The sequence below is a fragment of the Microbispora sp. NBRC 16548 genome, assembly GCF_030268985.1.
GTDB classification, from domain to species: domain Bacteria; phylum Actinomycetota; class Actinomycetes; order Streptosporangiales; family Streptosporangiaceae; genus Microbispora; species Microbispora catharanthi.
Map to the genome: position 1 here is coordinate 261,146 of NZ_BSSF01000005.1, position 17,453 is coordinate 278,598.

At 70.9% G+C, this 17,453-nt stretch carries 17 protein-coding genes and 1 tRNA gene; 7 read left to right on the forward strand and 11 right to left on the reverse strand.

What is annotated here, in order from left to right:
* Positions 1-123 precede the first annotated feature (123 nt).
* The gene (locus tag QSK36_RS15525; protein WP_285782895.1) at positions 124-339 is read right to left on the reverse strand and encodes a cupin domain-containing protein; all 216 of its coding nucleotides are present in this window, start codon (positions 337-339) and stop codon (positions 124-126) included.
* A complete protein-coding gene (locus QSK36_RS15530; RefSeq protein WP_183539102.1) occupies positions 329-598 on the reverse strand; it encodes an ArsR/SmtB family transcription factor in 270 nt (89 codons plus the stop codon). Before QSK36_RS15530 ends, QSK36_RS15525 begins: the two co-directional genes overlap by 11 nt.
* Positions 599-798: 200 nt before the next feature.
* Here QSK36_RS15530 and QSK36_RS15535 point away from each other — a divergent pair, with 200 nt between their 5' ends.
* Together QSK36_RS15535 and QSK36_RS15540 are read left to right on the forward strand one after the other, a co-directional pair.
* On the forward strand, positions 799-1,101 hold the full coding sequence (locus QSK36_RS15535; protein ID WP_183539101.1) for a type II toxin-antitoxin system Phd/YefM family antitoxin: 303 nt from the start codon (positions 799-801) through the stop codon (positions 1,099-1,101).
* Positions 1,101-1,394 (forward strand): type II toxin-antitoxin system RelE family toxin, encoded by a 294-nt coding sequence (locus QSK36_RS15540; protein WP_183539099.1) that lies wholly within the window; start codon positions 1,101-1,103, stop codon positions 1,392-1,394. Before QSK36_RS15535 ends, QSK36_RS15540 begins: the two co-directional genes overlap by 1 nt.
* 233 nt (positions 1,395-1,627) lie before the next feature.
* On the opposite strand, the gene QSK36_RS15545 is transcribed toward QSK36_RS15540, so the two are convergent.
* A tRNA-Asn gene (locus QSK36_RS15545) sits at positions 1,628-1,700 on the reverse strand.
* A 269-nt stretch (positions 1,701-1,969) separates the two neighbouring features.
* On the opposite strand from QSK36_RS15545, the gene QSK36_RS15550 reads away from it, so the two are divergent.
* Positions 1,970-2,272: a YtxH domain-containing protein gene (locus QSK36_RS15550; protein WP_139579537.1), complete on the forward strand. Its 303-nt coding sequence runs from the start codon at positions 1,970-1,972 to the stop codon at positions 2,270-2,272.
* A 116-nt stretch (positions 2,273-2,388) separates the two neighbouring features.
* On the opposite strand, the gene QSK36_RS15555 is transcribed toward QSK36_RS15550, so the two are convergent.
* The 3 genes from QSK36_RS15555 to dnaG all read right to left on the reverse strand — a co-directional run bounded on the left by QSK36_RS15555 (position 2,389) and on the right by dnaG (position 6,331).
* On the reverse strand, positions 2,389-2,892 hold the full coding sequence (locus QSK36_RS15555; RefSeq protein ID WP_225898384.1) for a hypothetical protein: 504 nt from the start codon (positions 2,890-2,892) through the stop codon (positions 2,389-2,391).
* Positions 2,893-3,125: 233 nt separating this feature from the next.
* Positions 3,126-4,265, reverse strand: coding sequence for an RNA polymerase sigma factor RpoD (gene rpoD / locus QSK36_RS15560; protein WP_079312297.1), 1,140 nt, complete (start codon positions 4,263-4,265; stop codon positions 3,126-3,128).
* A 146-nt stretch (positions 4,266-4,411) separates the two neighbouring features.
* Positions 4,412-6,331, reverse strand: coding sequence for a DNA primase (dnaG, locus tag QSK36_RS15565; protein WP_285782896.1), 1,920 nt, complete (start codon positions 6,329-6,331; stop codon positions 4,412-4,414).
* Between the two features lie 147 nt (positions 6,332-6,478).
* Between dnaG and QSK36_RS15570 the strand changes: the two genes are divergently transcribed.
* The gene (locus QSK36_RS15570) at positions 6,479-7,330 is read left to right on the forward strand and encodes a M23 family metallopeptidase (RefSeq protein WP_183539867.1); all 852 of its coding nucleotides are present in this window, start codon (positions 6,479-6,481) and stop codon (positions 7,328-7,330) included.
* Between the two features lie 42 nt (positions 7,331-7,372).
* Here the strand turns inward: QSK36_RS15570 and QSK36_RS15575 are convergent, their stop codons facing one another.
* Positions 7,373-8,125 (reverse strand): SDR family oxidoreductase, encoded by a 753-nt coding sequence (locus tag QSK36_RS15575; RefSeq protein ID WP_285782897.1) that lies wholly within the window; start codon positions 8,123-8,125, stop codon positions 7,373-7,375.
* Positions 8,126-8,195: 70 nt separating this feature from the next.
* Here QSK36_RS15575 and QSK36_RS15580 point away from each other — a divergent pair, with 70 nt between their 5' ends.
* On the forward strand, positions 8,196-9,083 hold the full coding sequence (locus tag QSK36_RS15580; protein WP_285782898.1) for a LysR family transcriptional regulator: 888 nt from the start codon (positions 8,196-8,198) through the stop codon (positions 9,081-9,083).
* Here the strand turns inward: QSK36_RS15580 and QSK36_RS15585 are convergent.
* On the reverse strand, positions 9,070-10,374 hold the full coding sequence (locus QSK36_RS15585; protein ID WP_139579531.1) for a deoxyguanosinetriphosphate triphosphohydrolase: 1,305 nt from the start codon (positions 10,372-10,374) through the stop codon (positions 9,070-9,072). The genes QSK36_RS15580 and QSK36_RS15585 overlap by 14 nt on opposite strands.
* 201 nt (positions 10,375-10,575) lie before the next feature.
* Positions 10,576-11,523 carry a LysR family transcriptional regulator gene (locus QSK36_RS15590; protein WP_285782899.1) on the reverse strand — a complete coding sequence of 316 codons (948 nt, stop codon included), beginning with the start codon at positions 11,521-11,523 and terminating at the stop codon, positions 10,576-10,578.
* 70 nt (positions 11,524-11,593) lie between these two features.
* Here QSK36_RS15590 and QSK36_RS15595 point away from each other — a divergent pair, with 70 nt between their 5' ends.
* Complete coding sequence (locus QSK36_RS15595; RefSeq protein ID WP_183539087.1) at positions 11,594-12,610, forward strand: YeiH family protein; 1,017 nt, start codon at positions 11,594-11,596, stop codon at positions 12,608-12,610.
* Between the two features lie 11 nt (positions 12,611-12,621).
* Here the strand turns inward: QSK36_RS15595 and QSK36_RS15600 are convergent, their stop codons facing one another.
* Together QSK36_RS15600 and ppdK are read right to left on the reverse strand one after the other, a co-directional pair.
* Positions 12,622-12,768 (reverse strand): hypothetical protein, encoded by a 147-nt coding sequence (locus tag QSK36_RS15600; RefSeq protein WP_285782900.1) that lies wholly within the window; start codon positions 12,766-12,768, stop codon positions 12,622-12,624.
* Between the two features lie 97 nt (positions 12,769-12,865).
* Positions 12,866-15,502 (reverse strand): pyruvate, phosphate dikinase, encoded by a 2,637-nt coding sequence (ppdK, locus tag QSK36_RS15605; protein ID WP_285782901.1) that lies wholly within the window; start codon positions 15,500-15,502, stop codon positions 12,866-12,868.
* Positions 15,503-15,903: 401 nt separating this feature from the next.
* On the opposite strand from ppdK, the gene QSK36_RS15610 reads away from it, so the two are divergent.
* The gene (locus QSK36_RS15610; RefSeq protein WP_285782902.1) at positions 15,904-17,433 is read left to right on the forward strand and encodes an alpha/beta hydrolase; all 1,530 of its coding nucleotides are present in this window, start codon (positions 15,904-15,906) and stop codon (positions 17,431-17,433) included.
* Positions 17,434-17,453: the final 20 nt, after the last annotated feature.

The following is a 17,453-nucleotide window of genomic DNA, read 5'->3' on the forward strand; positions in this document are numbered from 1 at the left end:
CGCAGTGGCCCTCACCCCACTGCGCCGTCCGTGGTCCGCGGCAGCCGCGACCGGTACGGCCACGGCGATCACATTTTCCGCGATGTCCCCGGATTTGTCCGCCAAATCCCCACACCGGCGCGGTCAGTCTCCGGTGGCGATGACGCCTGCCTTCTCGATCATCAGTACGGCGCTGCGGACGGGGACGACGGGCCGGTGCGACATCCCGGCCGGGACGGTGAACGCCTGCCGGTCGATCAGCCGATACCGCGCCCCGGCGGCATCCAGGTCCCCGATGAGACTCTCATAGAGCCCCAGGCCGCCGGGCACCGCGACGGCGCCGTCCAGCTCACCACTCACCGCTCAGCAACTCCTTCGCCTGCGCGATGCGGTCCTCGCCGCGCTGGTAGAACACCCACTGCTTGATCTTCTTGCCGCGCACCAGCCCCGCCTGGGAGAGCACTCGCAGATGATCGCCGCAAGTCGGTTGGCTCACCCCCAATTTCTGGGCGATGAAGAAGGAACAGACCCCGTCTCGGACCAGATCACCGTCGCGCTGCGGTGGGAGGTGCCGCTCGGGATCACGCAACCACTCCAGAATCACGTCGGGGTGGGACACGGTTCAGTCATCCCCGGCGAACAGCTGCAACCCTTGCCTTCCGTCCTCGTCTCCAGACACTCGCCCCGACGGCAATCCGCGTAAGCCTGAGCGACGACGCCCCGTACATCGAGTACGACTGGACCGCAGCGGGCTTGGTCCTCCAAGTCGCTCCACGTTCTCACTGCCGTCGTGAGTAGGCGCAACATACGATGGAAGGCATGAGCGAGGCGGCACGCGAGATTCCCTTGGAGGAATTGCACGCTCACCCCGAGCGGTGGGACGAGGCTGTGGTTTCAGCTTCGAACGGTCAGGTGGTCACCGTGACGGGAAACGGGAAGCGCCTGGCCGCAGTCGTTCCAGCGGATCAGCCTGACCTGATCGCCCGCCTGCGCGAGACCATCGAAGTGTTGTCCGACAACGACGCCCTTCAAGCCGTTATCGAGTCCCGTGCCTCCATCGCCCGCGGAGAAGGTCTCCGTGGCAGGGAAGCCATCCGGGGGCTACTTGACGGTCGGCAGTGATGTCATTCCCCCGCGAGCCGTTCGAGCCTGTTCTCGGCGCGGCCGCCAGACGTGCGATCTCCGACAAGTTACCTCCAGACGTCGCTGTCGGTGCGGTCGAACTCATCACGGGTCCGCTGCTCGAGAACCCATACCGGGTCGGCAAAGAGCTTCAGGCGCCTCTCGACGGGATCTTCAGCGCTCGCCTGATGCGCGAGTGGCGCATCCTCTACGAGATTCATGATCAGCAGGGGCCTCGTGAGGTGCACATCCTCGACATCAGGCACCGCTCAGATGCGTACCATCGCCGCTGACCGCTGTACGACGCCCATGCGGCACTTCGCGGCGAGCACGATGTTGACCGCGCCCGGGCGAGAGCGACGAGACATGCCTCTCCCGGGTGGTCTCGGCTTCAGACGCCCCTCGCGTCGGGCCGCTTCCTCACTGAGGGCCAGATCGTCGGGTGTCCGTCCTCTCCATTGGCATGTGCCGACACATGCAAAAGCCCCGGGGCGGTGGTCTGTGACCACCGCCCCGGGGTGAAATGCTCCCGCGATAGGACTCGAACCTATAACCTGCCGGTTAACAGCCGGCTGCTCTGCCGATTGAGCTACACGGGATCGTGCTCTTACTGCTGTTACTGCTGTTACTGCCTGCTCCGCTCGTTCCGGCCTTTCGGCTTTCCTTGCGGCGCGGAACTAGATTAGCGCACTCCGGGGGGTGTCTGTCACATCGATTCCGTCCGCGAGTCGTCGGGTCTTGATCGGCGTACGGCAAAGAGCGCCCGGACGGCCCGGGAGCCCGCCCGGGCGGGGCCGGAACGGCTGCTGTTGGATAGAGACAGGCCCTCGGGGTAGGGGGGCGGGGAACACGAGCGCGGAGGTGGAAGATGCGATACAAGGCGATGTTCGCCACCGGGCTGGCCGTCGGCTACGTCCTCGGCACGCGGGCCGGGCGTGAGCGCTACGAGCAGATCAAGCGTTTCGCGCAGCGGTTCGCGGACAGCCCCACGGTGCAGGAGGCGGCGGGGCTGGTCGGCGCCCAGGCCTCGAAGGTGGCGGGCAAGGCCAAGGACTTCGCGGGCGACAAGGTGCCGTTCCTGAAGAAGACGGAGACCTGGGAGCAGGCCGACAGAACCGACCGGGTCGGCACGGCCACCGGCTGGCCGGCCGGCGCCGACCAGATCCCCTGAACCGCCCCCGAGACCGGACGGGTGCCGGTCCGGCTCCGTCTCCCCATGGAGGACCGGCCCGGACGGCGTGCCGCGCCATCGGCGGGCCCCCGGCATCACGCCGGGGGCCCGCCGCGTCAGACGCCGAGGCTGCGGCGTACCTCTTCGAGGGCCTGCTCGGCGTGGGCGCGCAGGCCCGGGTCGTCGGCGTCGAGCCCGGGGTCGAAGATGAACTCCCAGCGCGGGGTGTCGTAGCCGGGGATCCGGCGGGCGACAAGGCGCACTCCCCCACGGCCGTTGATGGTCACATGGCGACTCGCGACGATCGTCGAGGTCACCCGCTCGCGGATCGTCTCCGGCAGTCTGCCCGGCTCGGGCAGGAGGGCCCGGTGGACGGCCCCGTCCGTCATCGTGACCGTCACGCCCTCCTCGTCCCACACGGCCTTGTCCATCAGGTGCCACGCCAGGCGCGGCCCGTCCGGCAGGTGCAGCGCCCGGGTGGTGGCGACGATGTGGCCGCCCTCCGGCGTCAGCGCGTGGCTGATCGGACGCTCGCCGCTCTCCAGGGCGAGAGCCGTACGGACCTCACGGGGCAGCCGGGAGCCGAACAGACGGGACAGCGAGGGCTTCTGAGAGGTCAAGGGAGCAGCACCGCCAGCGTACGTCGACCGTTAACACCCCCGAGGCTATCCGGCGCCCCGGTGTCGACTTCGCTCCCCCCGGAAGGAGCCGCTTCACATCTCAGGGAAGCCGCTCCCGAAGTCCGGCGAGATACCCGAGTTCCGAGCGGGTGATCCGCGAGCGGGGCCGCCGGCCGCCCCGAAACGCGACGAGCGCCTCCCAGCGGCGGGAGGCGCTCGTCGCGGTCGAGGCGTCAGTCCAGGTAGTCCCGGAGCATCTGGGCCCGGGTGGGGTGGCGCAGCTTGGCCAGCGTCTTGGACTCGATCTGGCGGATGCGCTCACGCGTCACGCCGAACTCCCGGCCGACCTCCTCCAGCGTGCGGGGGTGGCCGTCGGAGAGGCCGAACCGCAGCTGGATGATCCGCTGCTCGCGCTCCGACAGCGTGGCCAGGATGTCGTCGAGCTGGTCCTGCAGCATGATGAAGGCCGCGGCCTCCATCGGCACCACGGCGTCGGCGTCCTCGATGAAGTCGCCGAGGTCGGAGTCCTCCTCGCCGATGGGCGCCTGGAGCGAGACCGGCTCCTGCGCGATGCGCTGGATCTCCACCACGCGGTCGATCGGCAGGTCCATCTCGGCGGCGATCTCCTCGGGGGCGGGCTCCCGGCCGAGATCCTGGTGAAGCTGCCGCTGCACGCGGACCAATTTGTTGATCGTTTCGACCATGTGCACGGGAATCCGGATCGTTCTCGCCTGGTCGGCGATCGCCCGGGTGATCGCCTGGCGAATCCACCAGGTCGCATAGGTCGAGAACTTGTATCCCTTGGTGTAGTCGAATTTCTCGACCGCACGGATGAGACCGAGATTGCCTTCCTGAATGAGATCCAGGAACAGCATTCCGCGCCCCACATAGCGCTTGGCGATGGAGACCACGAGCCTGAGGTTGGCCTCGATGAGCCGCTGCTTGGCGCGGACGCCCTCCCAGACCAGGTCTTCCAGCTCCGGCCGGGCGAACCTGGCGGCGGGGCTCTCGCAGAGCTTGTCCTCCGCGAACAGACCGGCCTCGATGGCCTTGGCCAGTTCCACCTCCTCCTCGGCGGTGAGCAGCGGAACCCTGCCGATCTCCCTGAGGTAGATCCTGACCAGGTCGCTGGTCGGAGCGCGTTTGCCGATATCCTCCTCGTCCGGCTTGCTGGGCTCCTCGTCGCCTTGCGGCTCGAGGACCTCAACCCCGTTCTCGGCGAGCATCCGCACGACGCGCTCCAGCGCGTCGGCGGGCAACTCGGATCGGTCGAGCGCGGCGGCCACGTCGTCAACCGTGACGCTCCCGCGTTCCCTTCCCTTAGCGACGAGGTCCGCCACCTGGTCTACCGATGGCGGCCTGCTTGGCAGCACCGATGCACCCACGCAACACAGTGTGCAGGAAAGGCACCACTAAATGGCAGGCCTATTTTTGTCACCCAAGGTAAGGCGGAAGTCAATACCGAATCGAGATCAAAACATATGTTTGGCGGCTGTGAGATCTGGAAAGGGACGTTTATTCAGGCCCCGCTGGCGCGTTCTCGCAACACGCGTCGCTGCTGTTCCAGCGCCACGAGTTCGCCGAACAGCCGGTTGTACTCCTGCTGCTCCTCGACCGGGTTGAGCCGCTGCAGGCGCGACTTCACCTGGGCGACGGCCCGGCCGACCGCGACCTCCTGGATCTTGGCCAGGACGGCCGCGCCGTACCGCTCCTCGACGTTGACGTCGGCGCGCACGGCCTCGACCGCGAACCGGGTGACGAGCGAACTCAGGTCGACGCCGGTCCCGCCGGGCGTCCCGGCGTCGGCCTGCTCCAGCAGCCGGTCGACCCACTCGCGCCCGCCGGGTCCTCCGGCGGCGGTCCCTCCCGCCGCCAGGATGACCTCGTAGAGCGCGACGTGCTCGGGCAGGGTGAACGTCGCCGCGCCGAGCGCGTCGAACTCCGGCCCGAGCAGCGCGGGCCGCTGGACGGCGAGCTTGAGCGCCTCCGCCTCCAGGCGGACGGCGGGGTCCAGGGGCTCCTGACGCACCGGGGCGGACCGCGCGGGCGCGGCCCCGCGCGCCGGCTGCCGTCGCCCGGGAGCGTGGACGCCCTCCTGCGCCCGCCCCACGACCTGCTGTACGCGCTGGATGACGAAGCCCTCGTCCATGAAGCCGATCCAGCGGTCGAGGTCCACCACGTAGGTCTTGCGCAGCCCCGGGTCCTTGATCGAGGCCACGACGGGCGCGGCGGCGTCGAGCGCGGCCAGGCGTCCCTCGTTGGTGTTGAGGTCGTAGCGCGACAGGATGCTGCGGATCGCGAAGGCGAACAGCGGCTCGCGGCTGGCGACCAGGTCGCGCACGGCGGCGTCGCCCTGCTTGACCCGCAGGTCGCAGGGGTCGAGGCCGTCGGGCTGGACGGCGACGAAGGTCTGCGTGACGAACTTCTGCTCGTCCTGGAACGCGCGCAGGGCGGCCTTCTGCCCCGCCGAGTCGCCGTCGAAGGTGAAGATCACCTCACCCCGGAACTCGGCCTGGTCGAGCAGCAGCCGGCGCAGGACCTTGATGTGGTCCTCCCCGAAGGAGGTGCCGCAGGTGGCCACCGCGGTCGGCACGCCGGCCAGATGGCAGGCCATGACGTCGGTGTAGCCCTCCACGATGACGGCCTGTGACCGCTTGGCGATCTCCCGCTTGGCGAGGTCCACGCCGTACAGCACCGAGCTCTTGTGGTAGATCGGGCTCTCGGGGGTGTTCAGGTATTTGGGGCCGTCGTCGGAGTCGAGCAGCTTGCGCGCGCCGAAGCCGATGACGTCGCCGGTGATGTCGCGGATCGGCCAGACCAGCCGGCCGCGGAACCGGTCGACGGGCCCGCGCCTGCCCTCGCGGGCCAGGCCTCCCTTGATCAGCTCCTGGGAGGTGAACCCGCGGGCCATCAGGTGCCGCGACAGCGCCTCCCACTCGTTGGGGGCGTAGCCGACGCCGAAATGCTCGGCGTCGGCCCGCTCGAAGCCGCGCTCGGACAGGAAGCGCCGCCCCGGGGCCGCCTCCGGGCCGGACAGCCGCTCGGCGTAGAACTCGGCGGCGGCGCGGTGCGCCTCGATCAGCCGCAGCCGCTCGCCCTGCTCACGACCGGGCACATAGCCGCCCTGCTCGTAGCGGAGCTGGATACCGGCGCGCTGGGCGAGCCGCTCGACGGCCTCGGTGAACGTCAGGTTCTCGATCTTGCGAACGAACGTGATGACGTCGCCGCCCTCGGCGCAGCCGAAGCAGTAGTAGTAGCCACGGGCCGGGGTGACGTTGAACGAGGGCGACTTCTCGTCGTGGAACGGGCACAGCCCCTTCAGGTTGCCCCCGCCCGCGTTGCGGAGCTGGATGTGCTCGCCGACGACGTCGGCGATCGGCGAGCGCTCCCGCACGAGCGCGATGTCCTCGTCACTGATCCGACCGCTTCGCCCTGCCACGCTGGCGAGTCTAGAGCCTGCCCCCGACAGCCCGGACGCCCCACCGCGGATGGTCGAGGACATGTCACGACTTTCCCGAACCGGTCGTGATGTGCGGCTTGGTCCGTTACAAAGGAAAGGTTCGGTAACGTCGACCAGGTGGAGATCATGCGATCGGGGAGACTGGCCGCCCTCGCCGGCGCCGCGTTCGTCGCGGCGTCCTGCGGCGCGCCCGCCGGGGTCGCGGGAGTGAGCACGCTGCCGCCCACGCCGCCGCCGGGAGGCGGCGTCACGGCCGCCATGGACGACTCCCAGCCCGGCCACGTCGTGCCTCCGCCCGGGGACGAGCCGGTGCGGGTCCCCCCGCCGAAGGTGTCCTCCTACACGTACGCCTTCCCCATCAAGGGCTGCAAGGTGTCGTACTCCCGCAAGCTGCTCGTGCTTCCCAAGACCATCGTCTGGGCGGCCAAGGGATGCGCGTTCGTGTCGCCGGTCGACGGAGTGGTCCAGGAGGTCAACGTCAAGAACCTCTGGACGCCCTCGACCGACCGCGGCGCCGACCGGGAGGGCCGGTTCGTCACGGTCAAGGGCGAGGACGGCGTGCTGTACCTCGGCGGGCACCTCGACTCCGTGGAGCAGGACATCACGCCGGGCACCAAGGTCAAGGCCGGGCAGCTGCTCGGCCGGGTGGGCAACACGGGCAACGCGCGCGACACCGCGAGCAACCTCTACTTCGCCATCTCGTGGCCGGCCGCGCCCCAGTACTGGTGGGTGCGGCGGGGCGTGGTGCCGGCGTGGCCCTACCTGGACGCCTGGGACGACGGCAACCGCACCGTCTCCCCACGCAAGGCCATGCTCACGCTGCGCAAGAAGATGGGCGCGACCCCGGCCTGCACGCAACTGTGCGCGTCCAACTCGTCCAAGCAGCCCACGCCCACCCCGGACGAGACCAAGCCGCCCACGAAGAAAAAGAAGAACGGGGGCGGCAGCGACGACGACGTGGTGGTCATCCCGCTGTGAACGGGACGGTCACCACGGCACCGGTCCTGCGGAGAAGCACGGTCACCAGGGCACCGGTCCGTCCTCGTCGAAGAATCCGCCCGACGGGCCGTCCGCACCGAGCGTCGCGAGCGTGACCGCGACCGCCGCGCCCTGCGCCGCCGTACGCCGCAGGGACCTGCCGAGATCCCTGGCGAAGTCGGTGTCGCACGGCCCGGGGGCGATGGCGTTGACCAGGATGCCGAGCGGGCGCAACTGCTTGGCGTACTGCACGGTGAGCATGTTGAGCGCGGCCTTCGACGACGGATAGGCCGCGAAGCCCGGGCTCCCGGTGAAGTAGTGACCGGGGTCGGTCATGTGCGTCATCGACCCCGTGCCGCTCGACACGTTGACGATCCGGCCGGCCGCCGACCGCTGCAGCAGCGGCAACATCGCGTCGGTCACCCGGATGACGCCGAAGAGGTTGGTCTCGAACACCTCGCGCACGACGCCGAGGTCGACCGAGCCGGGCGTCTGCCGCGTCCCGCCCGAGATGCCGGCGTTGTTGACGAGCACGTCGAGGCGGCCGAACCGCTCCCCCACCCGCGCCGCCGCCGCCCGCACGCTCTCCCCTCCGGTGACGTCGATCGTCAGCGGGTGGACCTCCAGGCCCTCCGCCCGCAGCTTCGCGGTCGCCTCGTCCCGGCGTCCCGGGTCGCGCGCCCCGAGCAGCACGGTCATGCCGAGCTCGCCGAGCTGCCTGGCGACCTCATAGCCGATGCCCTTGTTCGCGCCCGTGACGAGGGCGACGGTGTCAGTGCTGTCAGTGCTGTTCATGGAGCAAGCCCATCACCGCGTCCCCCGCGGAGCCCAACACCGTCTCGGTCACGGGCGATACCCTCGCGGTATGACCGCCGGTGACGACACCGTGGAGACACGGGAGCTGGCCTATTTCGTGGCGGTGGCCGAGGAGCTGCACTTCGGGCGGGCGGCCCGGCGGCTCGGTATCGCGCAGCCGCCGCTGTCACGGGCGATCCAGCAGCTCGAACGCCGCCTCGGGGTGCGGCTGCTGGAGCGCGACCACCGCACGGTGGCGCTGACGGAAGCGGGTGAGACGCTGCTGCGGGAGGGCAACGCCGCGCTCGCCGCGGTGTCGGCGGCCGTGCGCAGGACCCGGCGGGCCGGGCGGAGCGAGCCCTCGCTCGTGCTCGCCGCCAAACCGGGCGGGGACGCGGACCTGCTGCCCGAGATCCTCGCGGCGTACGCGGCCACGCCGGGCGCGCTGCCCGTCGACATCGTCTTCAGCGCACGGGAGCGGGGCGCGATGGTGCGGGACGGCCGGGCCGACGCCGCCCTGCTGCACGCCCCGCGTGAGGACCTGACCGGCCTGGCGGTCGAGGAGCTCCTGGTCGAGAGCCAGGTGGCGGTGCTGCCCCGGGGGCACCGGCTCGCCGGGCGCGCGGAGCTGTCGATGGCGGACCTCGACGGCGAGCCGCTGCCGCGGTGGCCCGGTGCCGTCCCCGAGGGCTTCTCCCGGATCGCCGAGAGCGGCCAGCTCATGCATCTCGTCGCGCTCGGCCGGGCCGTGGCGGTCGTCCCCGAGTCGATCCGGGCGAACCTGCGTCACGACCTCGTCGGCGTGCCCGTGGCCGACGCGCCGCCGACGACGCTGGTCCTGGCCTGGCCGCGGGACGCGCGGTCGCGGGCGCTGGCCGCCTTCGTGCGCGCGGCGGCGGAGGTGGCGCGGCGGGTCTCAGCCGGTCCTGAGGCGGCCCGGCGGGTCAGCCGGCCTTGAGGCGGTGCGTGGCCGCCGACAGGCGGCGGTGCCAGCCCATGGCGGAGGCGTCGGTCAGTGAGGCGATCTGGTCGACCACCGCGCGCAGCCGCCCCGCGTCGTCGGCGGCCTGCTCGAACTGCGGCCGCAGGGCGGGCTCCAGCGTCGCCGGGGCGCCGCGCAGGATGAGGTCGCCCAGCTCGGCGATGATCTCGCGCTGCCGGGCCTGGACGGCGTGGTGGGCCTCCCTGGACATCACGTAGCGGGCCGTCACCCCCTTGAGCAGCGCGCACTCCAGGCGGGTCGTCCTCGGCACCACCAGGTCCGCGTCGTACCGGTTGTGGCCGCCCCTGTCTCCCGGCGTGGGGCGGCAGCCGTACGTTTCGCGCGTGGCGTCCTGGGCGGCGCGGCACAGCCGGCCGATGAGCGCGCTGGTGAGCCGCTTGAGCGCGGCGAGGTCGGCGAGCCCGGCATCGAAGGCGGCCGGCCACAGCGGCTCGGCGAGCAGCCGGGCGAAGGTCTCCGACAGTTCCTCCAAGCCCGCGTCGGGCGCGTACCACTCCCTCGTCAGACGGCACACCTCGAGCCGCTCCTCCGGGTCGCGCAGGGCCGCCATCGTGACGTGGCCGCACGTCAGCGCGTCCTCCAGGTCGTGCACCGAGTAGGCCACGTCGTCCGCCCAGTCCATGACCTGCGCCTCGAAGCCGACCGCGTAGTCGGGCGCCCCCTCCCGCACCCAGCGGAAGACCGCCAGGTCGTCGGGGTAGACGCAGTAGGGCCGGCCCTCTGCGGCGAGCGGAACGCCCGGGACCCGGCAGGAGGACCCGGCCCAGGGATACTTGCAGACCGAGTCGAGCGCGGCCCGGGTGAGGTTGAGCCCGGCGCTGCGGCCGTCCTCGGTGATGACCTTGGCCTCCAGCCGGGTCAGCAGGCGCAGGTTCTGCGCGTTGCCCTGGAACCCGCCGCACGGCGCGGCCAGTTCGTCGAGGGCGGCCTCCCCGTTGTGGCCGAACGGGGGATGGCCGAGGTCGTGGGCGAGACAGGCGGTCTCCACCAGGTCGGGGTCGCAGCCGAGGACCTTGCCCATCTCCCGGCCGATCTGCGCGCACTCCAGGGAGTGGGTCAACCGTGTGCGGGGGCTGTGCAGGCCGGTGCAGTCGGCGGGGGCGACCACCTGCGTCTTGGCGGCGAGCCTGCGCAGCGAGGCGCTGTGGAGCACGCGTGCCCGGTCCCGCTCGAACGCGCTCCGCTCGGGGTTACCCGGCGGCTCCGGCACCCACCGTGCCTGGTCGTGCTCGTCGTAGCGGGCCATCCATCCTCCTTCCCTGTGGCAAGCCCCGTGGCGGCGGGGAATGGAGCGTACCCGCGAAGGTCCGGTTTCACGACAGATCCGGTAGTCCGATGGGAGATTGCCCCCTTGCCCGGTAAGCGACCGCGAGTGATACTCGGTGGCCGCCCACCTGGTGGACACCGGCGCCCGGCCCGGCGTGCGCGGCATCCGCTGGGAGTGGGACTAGCCGTGAGCGGCGGTCCGGGCGAGGCGGACGAGCTCGGCGGCCGGACCGGTCAGCCGGGTCCTGGCCCGCCACACCGCGAGCAGCGGCCGGCGCAGGTCGAGATCGGCGACGGGCACCTCGATCAGGCGTCCGTCGCGTAGTTCGGCGGCCACGGCGAGACGGCTGAGGACCGCCGGGGCGACCCCGGTCTCCACCGCCACCTTCACCGCGGCGTTGGAGGACAGCTCCAGGATCGGCGGGGCGACGTCCGGCCCGGTCAGGAGACGGTCGAGGGCATGGCGGGTGCCCGAGCCGGGCTCGCGCACCACCAGCGGCGTCGCGGCCAGGTCGGCGCGGCTCAGTGGTTCCCCGCGCGAAGGCTCCCCGCGCAGAGGCTCCCCGCGCAGAGGTTCCCCGCGCCGGGCCCACGCGTGGCCCGGGGCCACCACGACGACGAGCCGGTCTTCTGCGACCGGCCAGGAGGTCAGCTCCCGCGGCACGGCGGGCGACTCGATGAAGCCCGCGTCGATCTCGCCGTCCATCGCCATCCGGCAGACCTCGCCGGAGTTGACCACGCGCAGCCCCACTTCGACGTCGGGCAGCACGCGGCGCAGCGCCACCAGCCAGCCGGGCATCAGATATTCGGCGACGGTCATGCTCGCGGCCACCCGTACGCGGGCGTCGCGCCGGCCGCGAAGGGCCTGCACCCCTGTGAGCAGGTCGTTCGCCGCCGTCAAAGTGGCGCGGGCCCAGTCGACGACGACCTGGCCCTGCGGGGTGAGGCGCGAGCCCGTGGTCGAGCGGTGCAGCAGCGGCACCCCCAGCTCCCGCTCCAGCGTGTCGAGCCTGCGGCTGGCGGACGCCTGCGTGATGCCGTGCAGCTTCGCCGCCTTACCGAGGCTGCCCTGCTCCGCCACCAGGAGCAGCAGTTCGAGGCTGGCCAGATCCGGCCACCGTGGGGTCATACGGCAACCGTATGAGGTCCTGCGAAATCGGTGGCTACCGGGGCATATGGGACTTCGCGACGATCTCCGCATGCCTCCGTCTCTCACGCGGGCCACCGCTGCCCGTTCCACGCTTGATTCCAGGCTGCTTCCGGGACTGCTGGTGACGACCGCCGGGGTCGCCCTGGCCATCGCCGTCAACGCGCTCGTCCCCGCCGTCAGCCCGCTGATGGCGGCGCTCGTCCTCGGCGCCGTCACGACCAACCTGGGCCCGTCCTCACCCGCCCTGCGTCCCGGGCTCGAGTTCGCCGCGAGAGGGCCGCTGCGGCTCGGGATCGTCCTCCTCGGCGCGCAGCTCGCCCTTCCCGACGTCCTCGCCCTGGGACTTCCGGTGCTGCTGCCGGTCGTGGTGACGGTCACCGCGACCTTCTTCGGCACACAGTGGCTCGGCCGCAGACTCGGACTGGGGCGCGAGCTGTCCCTGCTCGTCGCGACCGGTTTCTCCATCTGCGGGGCGGCGGCCGTCGCGGCCATGGACGGGGTGACGGACAGCGACGAGGAGGACGTCATGACCGCCGTCGCCCTGGTGACCCTGTACGGCTCGCTCGCGATCGCCGTCCTGCCGCAGGCCGAGGGCCTCCTGCACCTGTCTCCGGAGGCGTTCGGCGTCTGGGCCGGCGCGAGCGTGCACGAGGTGGCCCAGGTCGTGGCCACCGCGCAGGCTGTAGGCGGGGCGGCGCTCACCACCGCGGTGGTCGTCAAGCTGACCCGGGTGGTCCTGCTCGCCCCTCTCATCGCCGGGGTCACGCTCTGGCGCCGCCGTACGGCCGCTCCCACCGAGGGCAGGAGGCCGCCCGTCGTGCCCCTCTTCGTGGCCGGCTTCCTCGCCATGGCGGCCCTGCGCAGCCTCGGCGTCCTGCCGCCCGCGTCGCTGTCGGCGCTGAAGACCGCGGAGACCCTGCTGTTCACCGCCGCGCTGTTCGGCATGGGAGCGGCGGTCCGCCTGCGCGCGCTCCTGCGTACCGGCCGCCGCGCCGTCGCGCTGGGCGCCCTCTCCACGATCCTTGTCACGCTGGTCGCCCTTGCCGGCGTCACGGCGCTGGCGTGATCCCCGGTGGATCAGGTCTTCGTGATCGTCACGTCGTCGACCCCGGCCTCCAGAAGGCCGGCGGAGGCCAGGCCGGGCGCCTCGAACTGGATACGCACGGTCTGGCCGGCCAGCCCGGTCAGCGACGCGGTGGCGACGCGTGCGGCTTCAACGGTCACCGGGCCGTGTCGCGCGGCCCGGTGAACCGCCGTGAACCGCCCCCACTCCGGCCTGGCCATTCCACAACCAGTCCGCATGTTTTGTGGGAATTTCAACTCATCGCGTGTCGGACTGCGCGCAGGTCAGGGCGGCACGGCCCGCCTCCAGCCGGGCCACCGGAATGCGGAACGGCGAGCATGAGACGTAGTCGAGGCCGATCTCGTGGCAGAAGTGCACCGAGTCGGGGTCCCCGCCATGCTCGCCGCAGATGCCGAGCTTGAGGTCCGGCCGGGTCCGCCTGCCCTCCTCGACCGCGATCCGCATCAGCCGGCCGACGCCCTCGCGGTCGATGGACTCGAACGGCGAGACCCCGAAGACGCCCAGGTCGAGGTACGTGCCGAAGAAGGCGCTCTCCACGTCGTCGCGGGAGAAGCCCCAGGCCATCTGGGTGAGGTCGTTGGTGCCGAACGAGAAGAACTCGGCGGCCTCGGCGATCTGCCCGGCCGTCAGCGCCGCCCTCGGCACCTCGATCATCGTGCCGATCGCCGCCTCCACGCCCGCCTCGGCGAGGATACGCTCCGCCTCCTCCCTGACGATCTCCAGCTCCTGCACCGCGCCGACCAGCGGAATCATGATCTCCGCCCGCGCGCCCCCGACCCGCCGGGCCGCCGTGGCGATGGCACGCACCTGCATGGCGAACAGCCCGGGGATCGTCAGGCCGAGCCGTACGCCGCGCAGGCCGAGCATCGGGTTCTGCTCGTGCAGCCGCTTGACCGCATCGAGGAGCCGGCGGTCCCGGTCGTCCGCCCTGTCCCCCGCCAGGGCCACCTTCACGGCCAGGTCGACGAGGTCGGGCAGGAACTCGTGCAGCGGCGGGTCGATCAGCCGGATCGTCACCGGCAGCCCGTGCATGGCCGTGAAGATGCCGGTGAAGTCGCCGGTCTGCAGCGGTTCGAGCGCGTCGAGCGCGGCCTGCCGCGCCTCGGGCGTCGTGGCCAGGATCAGGTCCTCGACGAGCCGCCGCCGCTCCCCCAGGAACATGTGCTCAGTACGGCACAGCCCGATGCCCTGGGCGCCGTAGCGGCGGGCGCGGGCGGCGTCCTCGGGGGTGTCGGCGTTGGCCCGTACGGCGAGGCGGCGTACTGAGTCGGCGTGGGTCATGATCCGGTCGACGGCCCGCACCAGCTCGTCCTCGGCCGGCTCGCCCTCGAAATACTTCGCGACCGGCGAGGCGGTGACGGGGACCTCACCGAGGTACACGGCTCCGCTGCCGCCGTCGATCGAGATCACGTCGCCCTCGTCGACGACGACCCCTCCGGGTGCGGTGAACCGGCGGGCGTGCGGGTCGACCTCCAGCTCCTCGGCCCCGCACACGCAGGTCTTGCCCATGCCGCGCGCCACCACGGCGGCGTGGGAGGTCTTGCCGCCCCTGGAGGTGAGCACGCCGTGAGCCGCGATCATCCCAGCGAGGTCGTCGGGGTTGGTCTCCCGCCGCACGAGGATGACCGCCTCGCCCCGTCCGGCCAGCTCGACGGCCCGCTCGGAGCTGAAGACGGCCCTGCCCGCGGCGGCGCCGGGCGAGGCGTTCATGCCGGTGGTCAGCCTGCGGTCGCCGGCCGTCGCGGCGAAGCGGGGGAACATGAGCTGGGCGAGCTGCTCACCGGTGACCCGGGTGACCGCCTCGTCCATGTCGATCAGGCCCTCGTCCACGAGCTGGGTGGCGATGCAGAAGGCGGCGGCGGCCGTGCGCTTGCCGACCCGGGTCTGCAGCATCCACAGCTTGCCGCGCTCGATCGTGAACTCGATGTCGCACAGGTCGCGGTAGTGCCGCTCCAGCGTCGCCATGATGTCGAGGAGCTCGCGGTAGGCCCCCGGATTGATGGTCTCCAGCTCCTGCAGGGGGACGGTGTTGCGGATGCCGGCGACGACGTCCTCGCCCTGGGCGTTACGCAGGTAGTCGCCGTAGACGCCCTGGCGTCCCGAGCCGGGGTCACGGGTGAAGGCGACCCCGGTGCCGGAGTCCGGGCCCATGTTGCCGAACACCATGGCGACGACGTTGACGGCGGTGCCGAGGTCGGCGGGGATGCGCTCCTGGCGGCGGTAGAGGATCGCGCGCGGGGCGTTCCAGGAGTCGAAGACCGCCCTGACGGCGAGGTCCATCTGCTCCCGGGGGTCGGCGGGGAAGTCGCGGCCCGTCCGCTCCCTGACGATGCCCTTGAAGGTCTCGACCAGCCGCTGGAGGTCGGCGGCGTCGAGGTCGGTGTCGTCCCGCTCGCCCTTGAGCTCGTCCATCGCGTCCTCGAACAGCTCGCCGTCGATGCCCAGGACGGTCTTGCCGAACATCTGGATGAGCCGGCGGTAGGAGTCCCACGCGAAACGGTCGTTGCCCGACTGCTTGGCCAGCCCGAGGACGGAGTCGTCGTTGAGGCCGATGTTGAGGACCGTCTCCATCATGCCGGGCATCGAGAACTTGGCCCCCGACCTCACGCTGACCAGCAGCGGGTCGTCCGCCTGACCGAGACGCTTGCCCATCCGGGCCTCGAGGGCGGCGAGGTGCTCGGCGATCTCCCCCTCCAGCCCGTCGGGCATGCCGCCGTGCCCCAGGTAGTGGCGGCACGCCTCGGCAGTGATCGTGAAGCCGGGAGGCACGGGGAGGCCGATGTTCGTCATTTCCGCCAGATTGGCACCCTTGCCACCGAGTAGGTCTTTGAGGTCCTTGTTGCCCTCGGTGAAGTCGTAAACATACTTGGGCATGCGACGCTCCTTCGCCGACTTCGATAAAACCGCGGACGCGGCCCGCAACCGGACTGTACCTAGGAAAAGCAGCACCAAACCTCACCCTGCACCACATACGACGTCTAAGCAGGTAGATGGCATCAGAGAGGTCTAATCCAATCCAAGAACCGCCATTTTTTCGACGATGGTGAACTAGTATAAACCAATTTGCCACCAAGGACGACATGAAGGCTCCACATCACGAGAGGGGAAATGGTTTAGACCATTGTCCGGTAAGGCGGAGTTCCGGTGAGTCGGCGGTGCGGTCGCGACGGCATGCGATATAAACGAGACACCCTCCGAATACAGTCGAACACGGAGGGTTGTCAGTGTCGCGAGCGTTGTCGCGAGGGGTTCCGGAGCGAGGGATATCGGCGCGAGTGGCGGCGCGGGGAATGGCGGCGCGGATGCGGGCGGCGCGGGGAATGGCGGCGCGCAGGGTCTGGCCGGTGATGGCGGCGGCGGTCGCCGGGCTCGGCGCGATGACGGCGACCGCCGGCTGCGGGGGCGCACGGGTCACCCAGGACGGCTACGCGTCGGGCACGCCCTCCCTGTCCTGGAAGCCGTGCGAGGAGACGGCCTCCTCCTCCGGCTTCGAGTGCGCCACGCTCCAGGTGCCCCTCGACTACGCCAAGCCGGAGGGCAAGAAGATCGGCATCGCCCTGGTCCGGCTGCGGGCCACCGACCAGGGCCGGCGGATCGGCTCCCTGGTCTTCAACTTCGGCGGTCCCGGCGGCTCCGGCGTCACGACGCTCATCAACGCGGCCCACGCGTTCTCCACCCTGAACAGCCGCTACGACCTCGTCGGCTTCGACCCGCGCGGTGTGGAGCGCAGCAGCGGCATCCGCTGTCTCAGCGCTCCCCAGATGGACCAGTACATGAGCAGGGAGCCCAGCGAGAACGCCGCGACCGAGACCACGCTCGTCAAGGGATTCGCCCAGGCGTGCGAGCGCAACGCGGGCTGGATCCTGCCCTACGTCGGCACCGTCAACGCGTCACGCGACATGGAGTCGCTGCGCGCGGCCCTCGGCGACCCGCACCTCAACTATTTGGGCTTCTCCTACGGCACCCACCTCGGGGCGGTGTACGCCACGCAGTACCCGAAGAAGGTGGGGCGGATGGTGCTCGACTCGGCCGTCGACCCCTCGGTCACCATGCTCGACATGGCCAAGACGCAGGCCCTCGGCTTCCAGAAGGCGTACGAGGACTACCTGGCCGACTGCACCAAGACGCGGACGAGTTGCCCGCTCGGCGCCGACGCCGCCGCCGCGAACGCCACCGTGCTGAAGCTCCTCGACACCGTGGCCCGCACGCCGGGGAAGGTCGGCTCGCGCACGGTCACCGAGGACATCGCCAGGGCGGGCATCACCCAGGCCCTCTACAGCAAGTACACCTGGCCGCTGCTCACCGAGGCGCTGGACGAAGGCAGGAAGGGCAAGCTCGACGGCCTGCTCGCGCTGGCCGACCAGTACGCCGGGCGGCAGCCGAACGGCACCTACTCGACCCTGCAGTTCTCGCTGCCGGCGGTGCTGTGCGTCGACAGCACCGACCGCCCCTCGGTCGCCCAGGCCGAGGAGCTGGCCCGGCGGCTGGAGAAGAAGAGCCCGATCTTCGCCTCGACCGCGATCAGCGCGGGATCGTGCAGCGTCTGGCCGGTGCGCGGGGACGACGCCGCCAGGCACGTCGACGCCACCGGGTCCAATCCCATCCTGGTGGTCGGCGTCACGAACGACCCGGCCACGCCATACCAGTGGGCGCCGCGGCTGGCCGACCAGCTGCGCACCGCCGTGCTGCTGACGCTGAACGGCGAGGGCCACGGCGCGTACGGCCAGAACCAGTGCATCGACGACAAGGTCAACGCGTACCTGCTGGAGGGGACGGTGCCGGCCAAGGGGACGCGCTGCGGCTGAGCGCGCTCCCCTGCTCGTTC

What these genes read in the sequence shown, in the direction of transcription:
- QSK36_RS15585 (WP_139579531.1), bottom strand. Translation starts at nt 10,374, where the DNA reads ATGGCCCGCTACGACGAGCACGACCAGGCACGGTGGGTGCCGGAGCCG.
- QSK36_RS15570 (WP_183539867.1), top strand. Translation starts at nt 6,479, where the DNA reads ATGCGATCGGGGAGACTGGCCGCCCTCGCCGGCGCCGCGTTCGTCGCG.
- QSK36_RS15580 (WP_285782898.1), top strand. Translation starts at nt 8,196, where the DNA reads ATGACCGCCGGTGACGACACCGTGGAGACACGGGAGCTGGCCTATTTC.
- QSK36_RS15595 (WP_183539087.1), top strand. Translation starts at nt 11,594, where the DNA reads ATGCCTCCGTCTCTCACGCGGGCCACCGCTGCCCGTTCCACGCTTGAT.
- QSK36_RS15535 (WP_183539101.1), top strand. Translation starts at nt 799, where the DNA reads ATGAGCGAGGCGGCACGCGAGATTCCCTTGGAGGAATTGCACGCTCAC.
- ppdK (WP_285782901.1), bottom strand. Translation starts at nt 15,502, where the DNA reads ATGCCCAAGTATGTTTACGACTTCACCGAGGGCAACAAGGACCTCAAA.
- QSK36_RS15540 (WP_183539099.1), top strand. Translation starts at nt 1,101, where the DNA reads ATGTCATTCCCCCGCGAGCCGTTCGAGCCTGTTCTCGGCGCGGCCGCC.
- QSK36_RS15575 (WP_285782897.1), bottom strand. Translation starts at nt 8,125, where the DNA reads ATGAACAGCACTGACAGCACTGACACCGTCGCCCTCGTCACGGGCGCG.
- QSK36_RS15550 (WP_139579537.1), top strand. Translation starts at nt 1,970, where the DNA reads ATGCGATACAAGGCGATGTTCGCCACCGGGCTGGCCGTCGGCTACGTC.
- QSK36_RS15590 (WP_285782899.1), bottom strand. Translation starts at nt 11,523, where the DNA reads ATGACCCCACGGTGGCCGGATCTGGCCAGCCTCGAACTGCTGCTCCTG.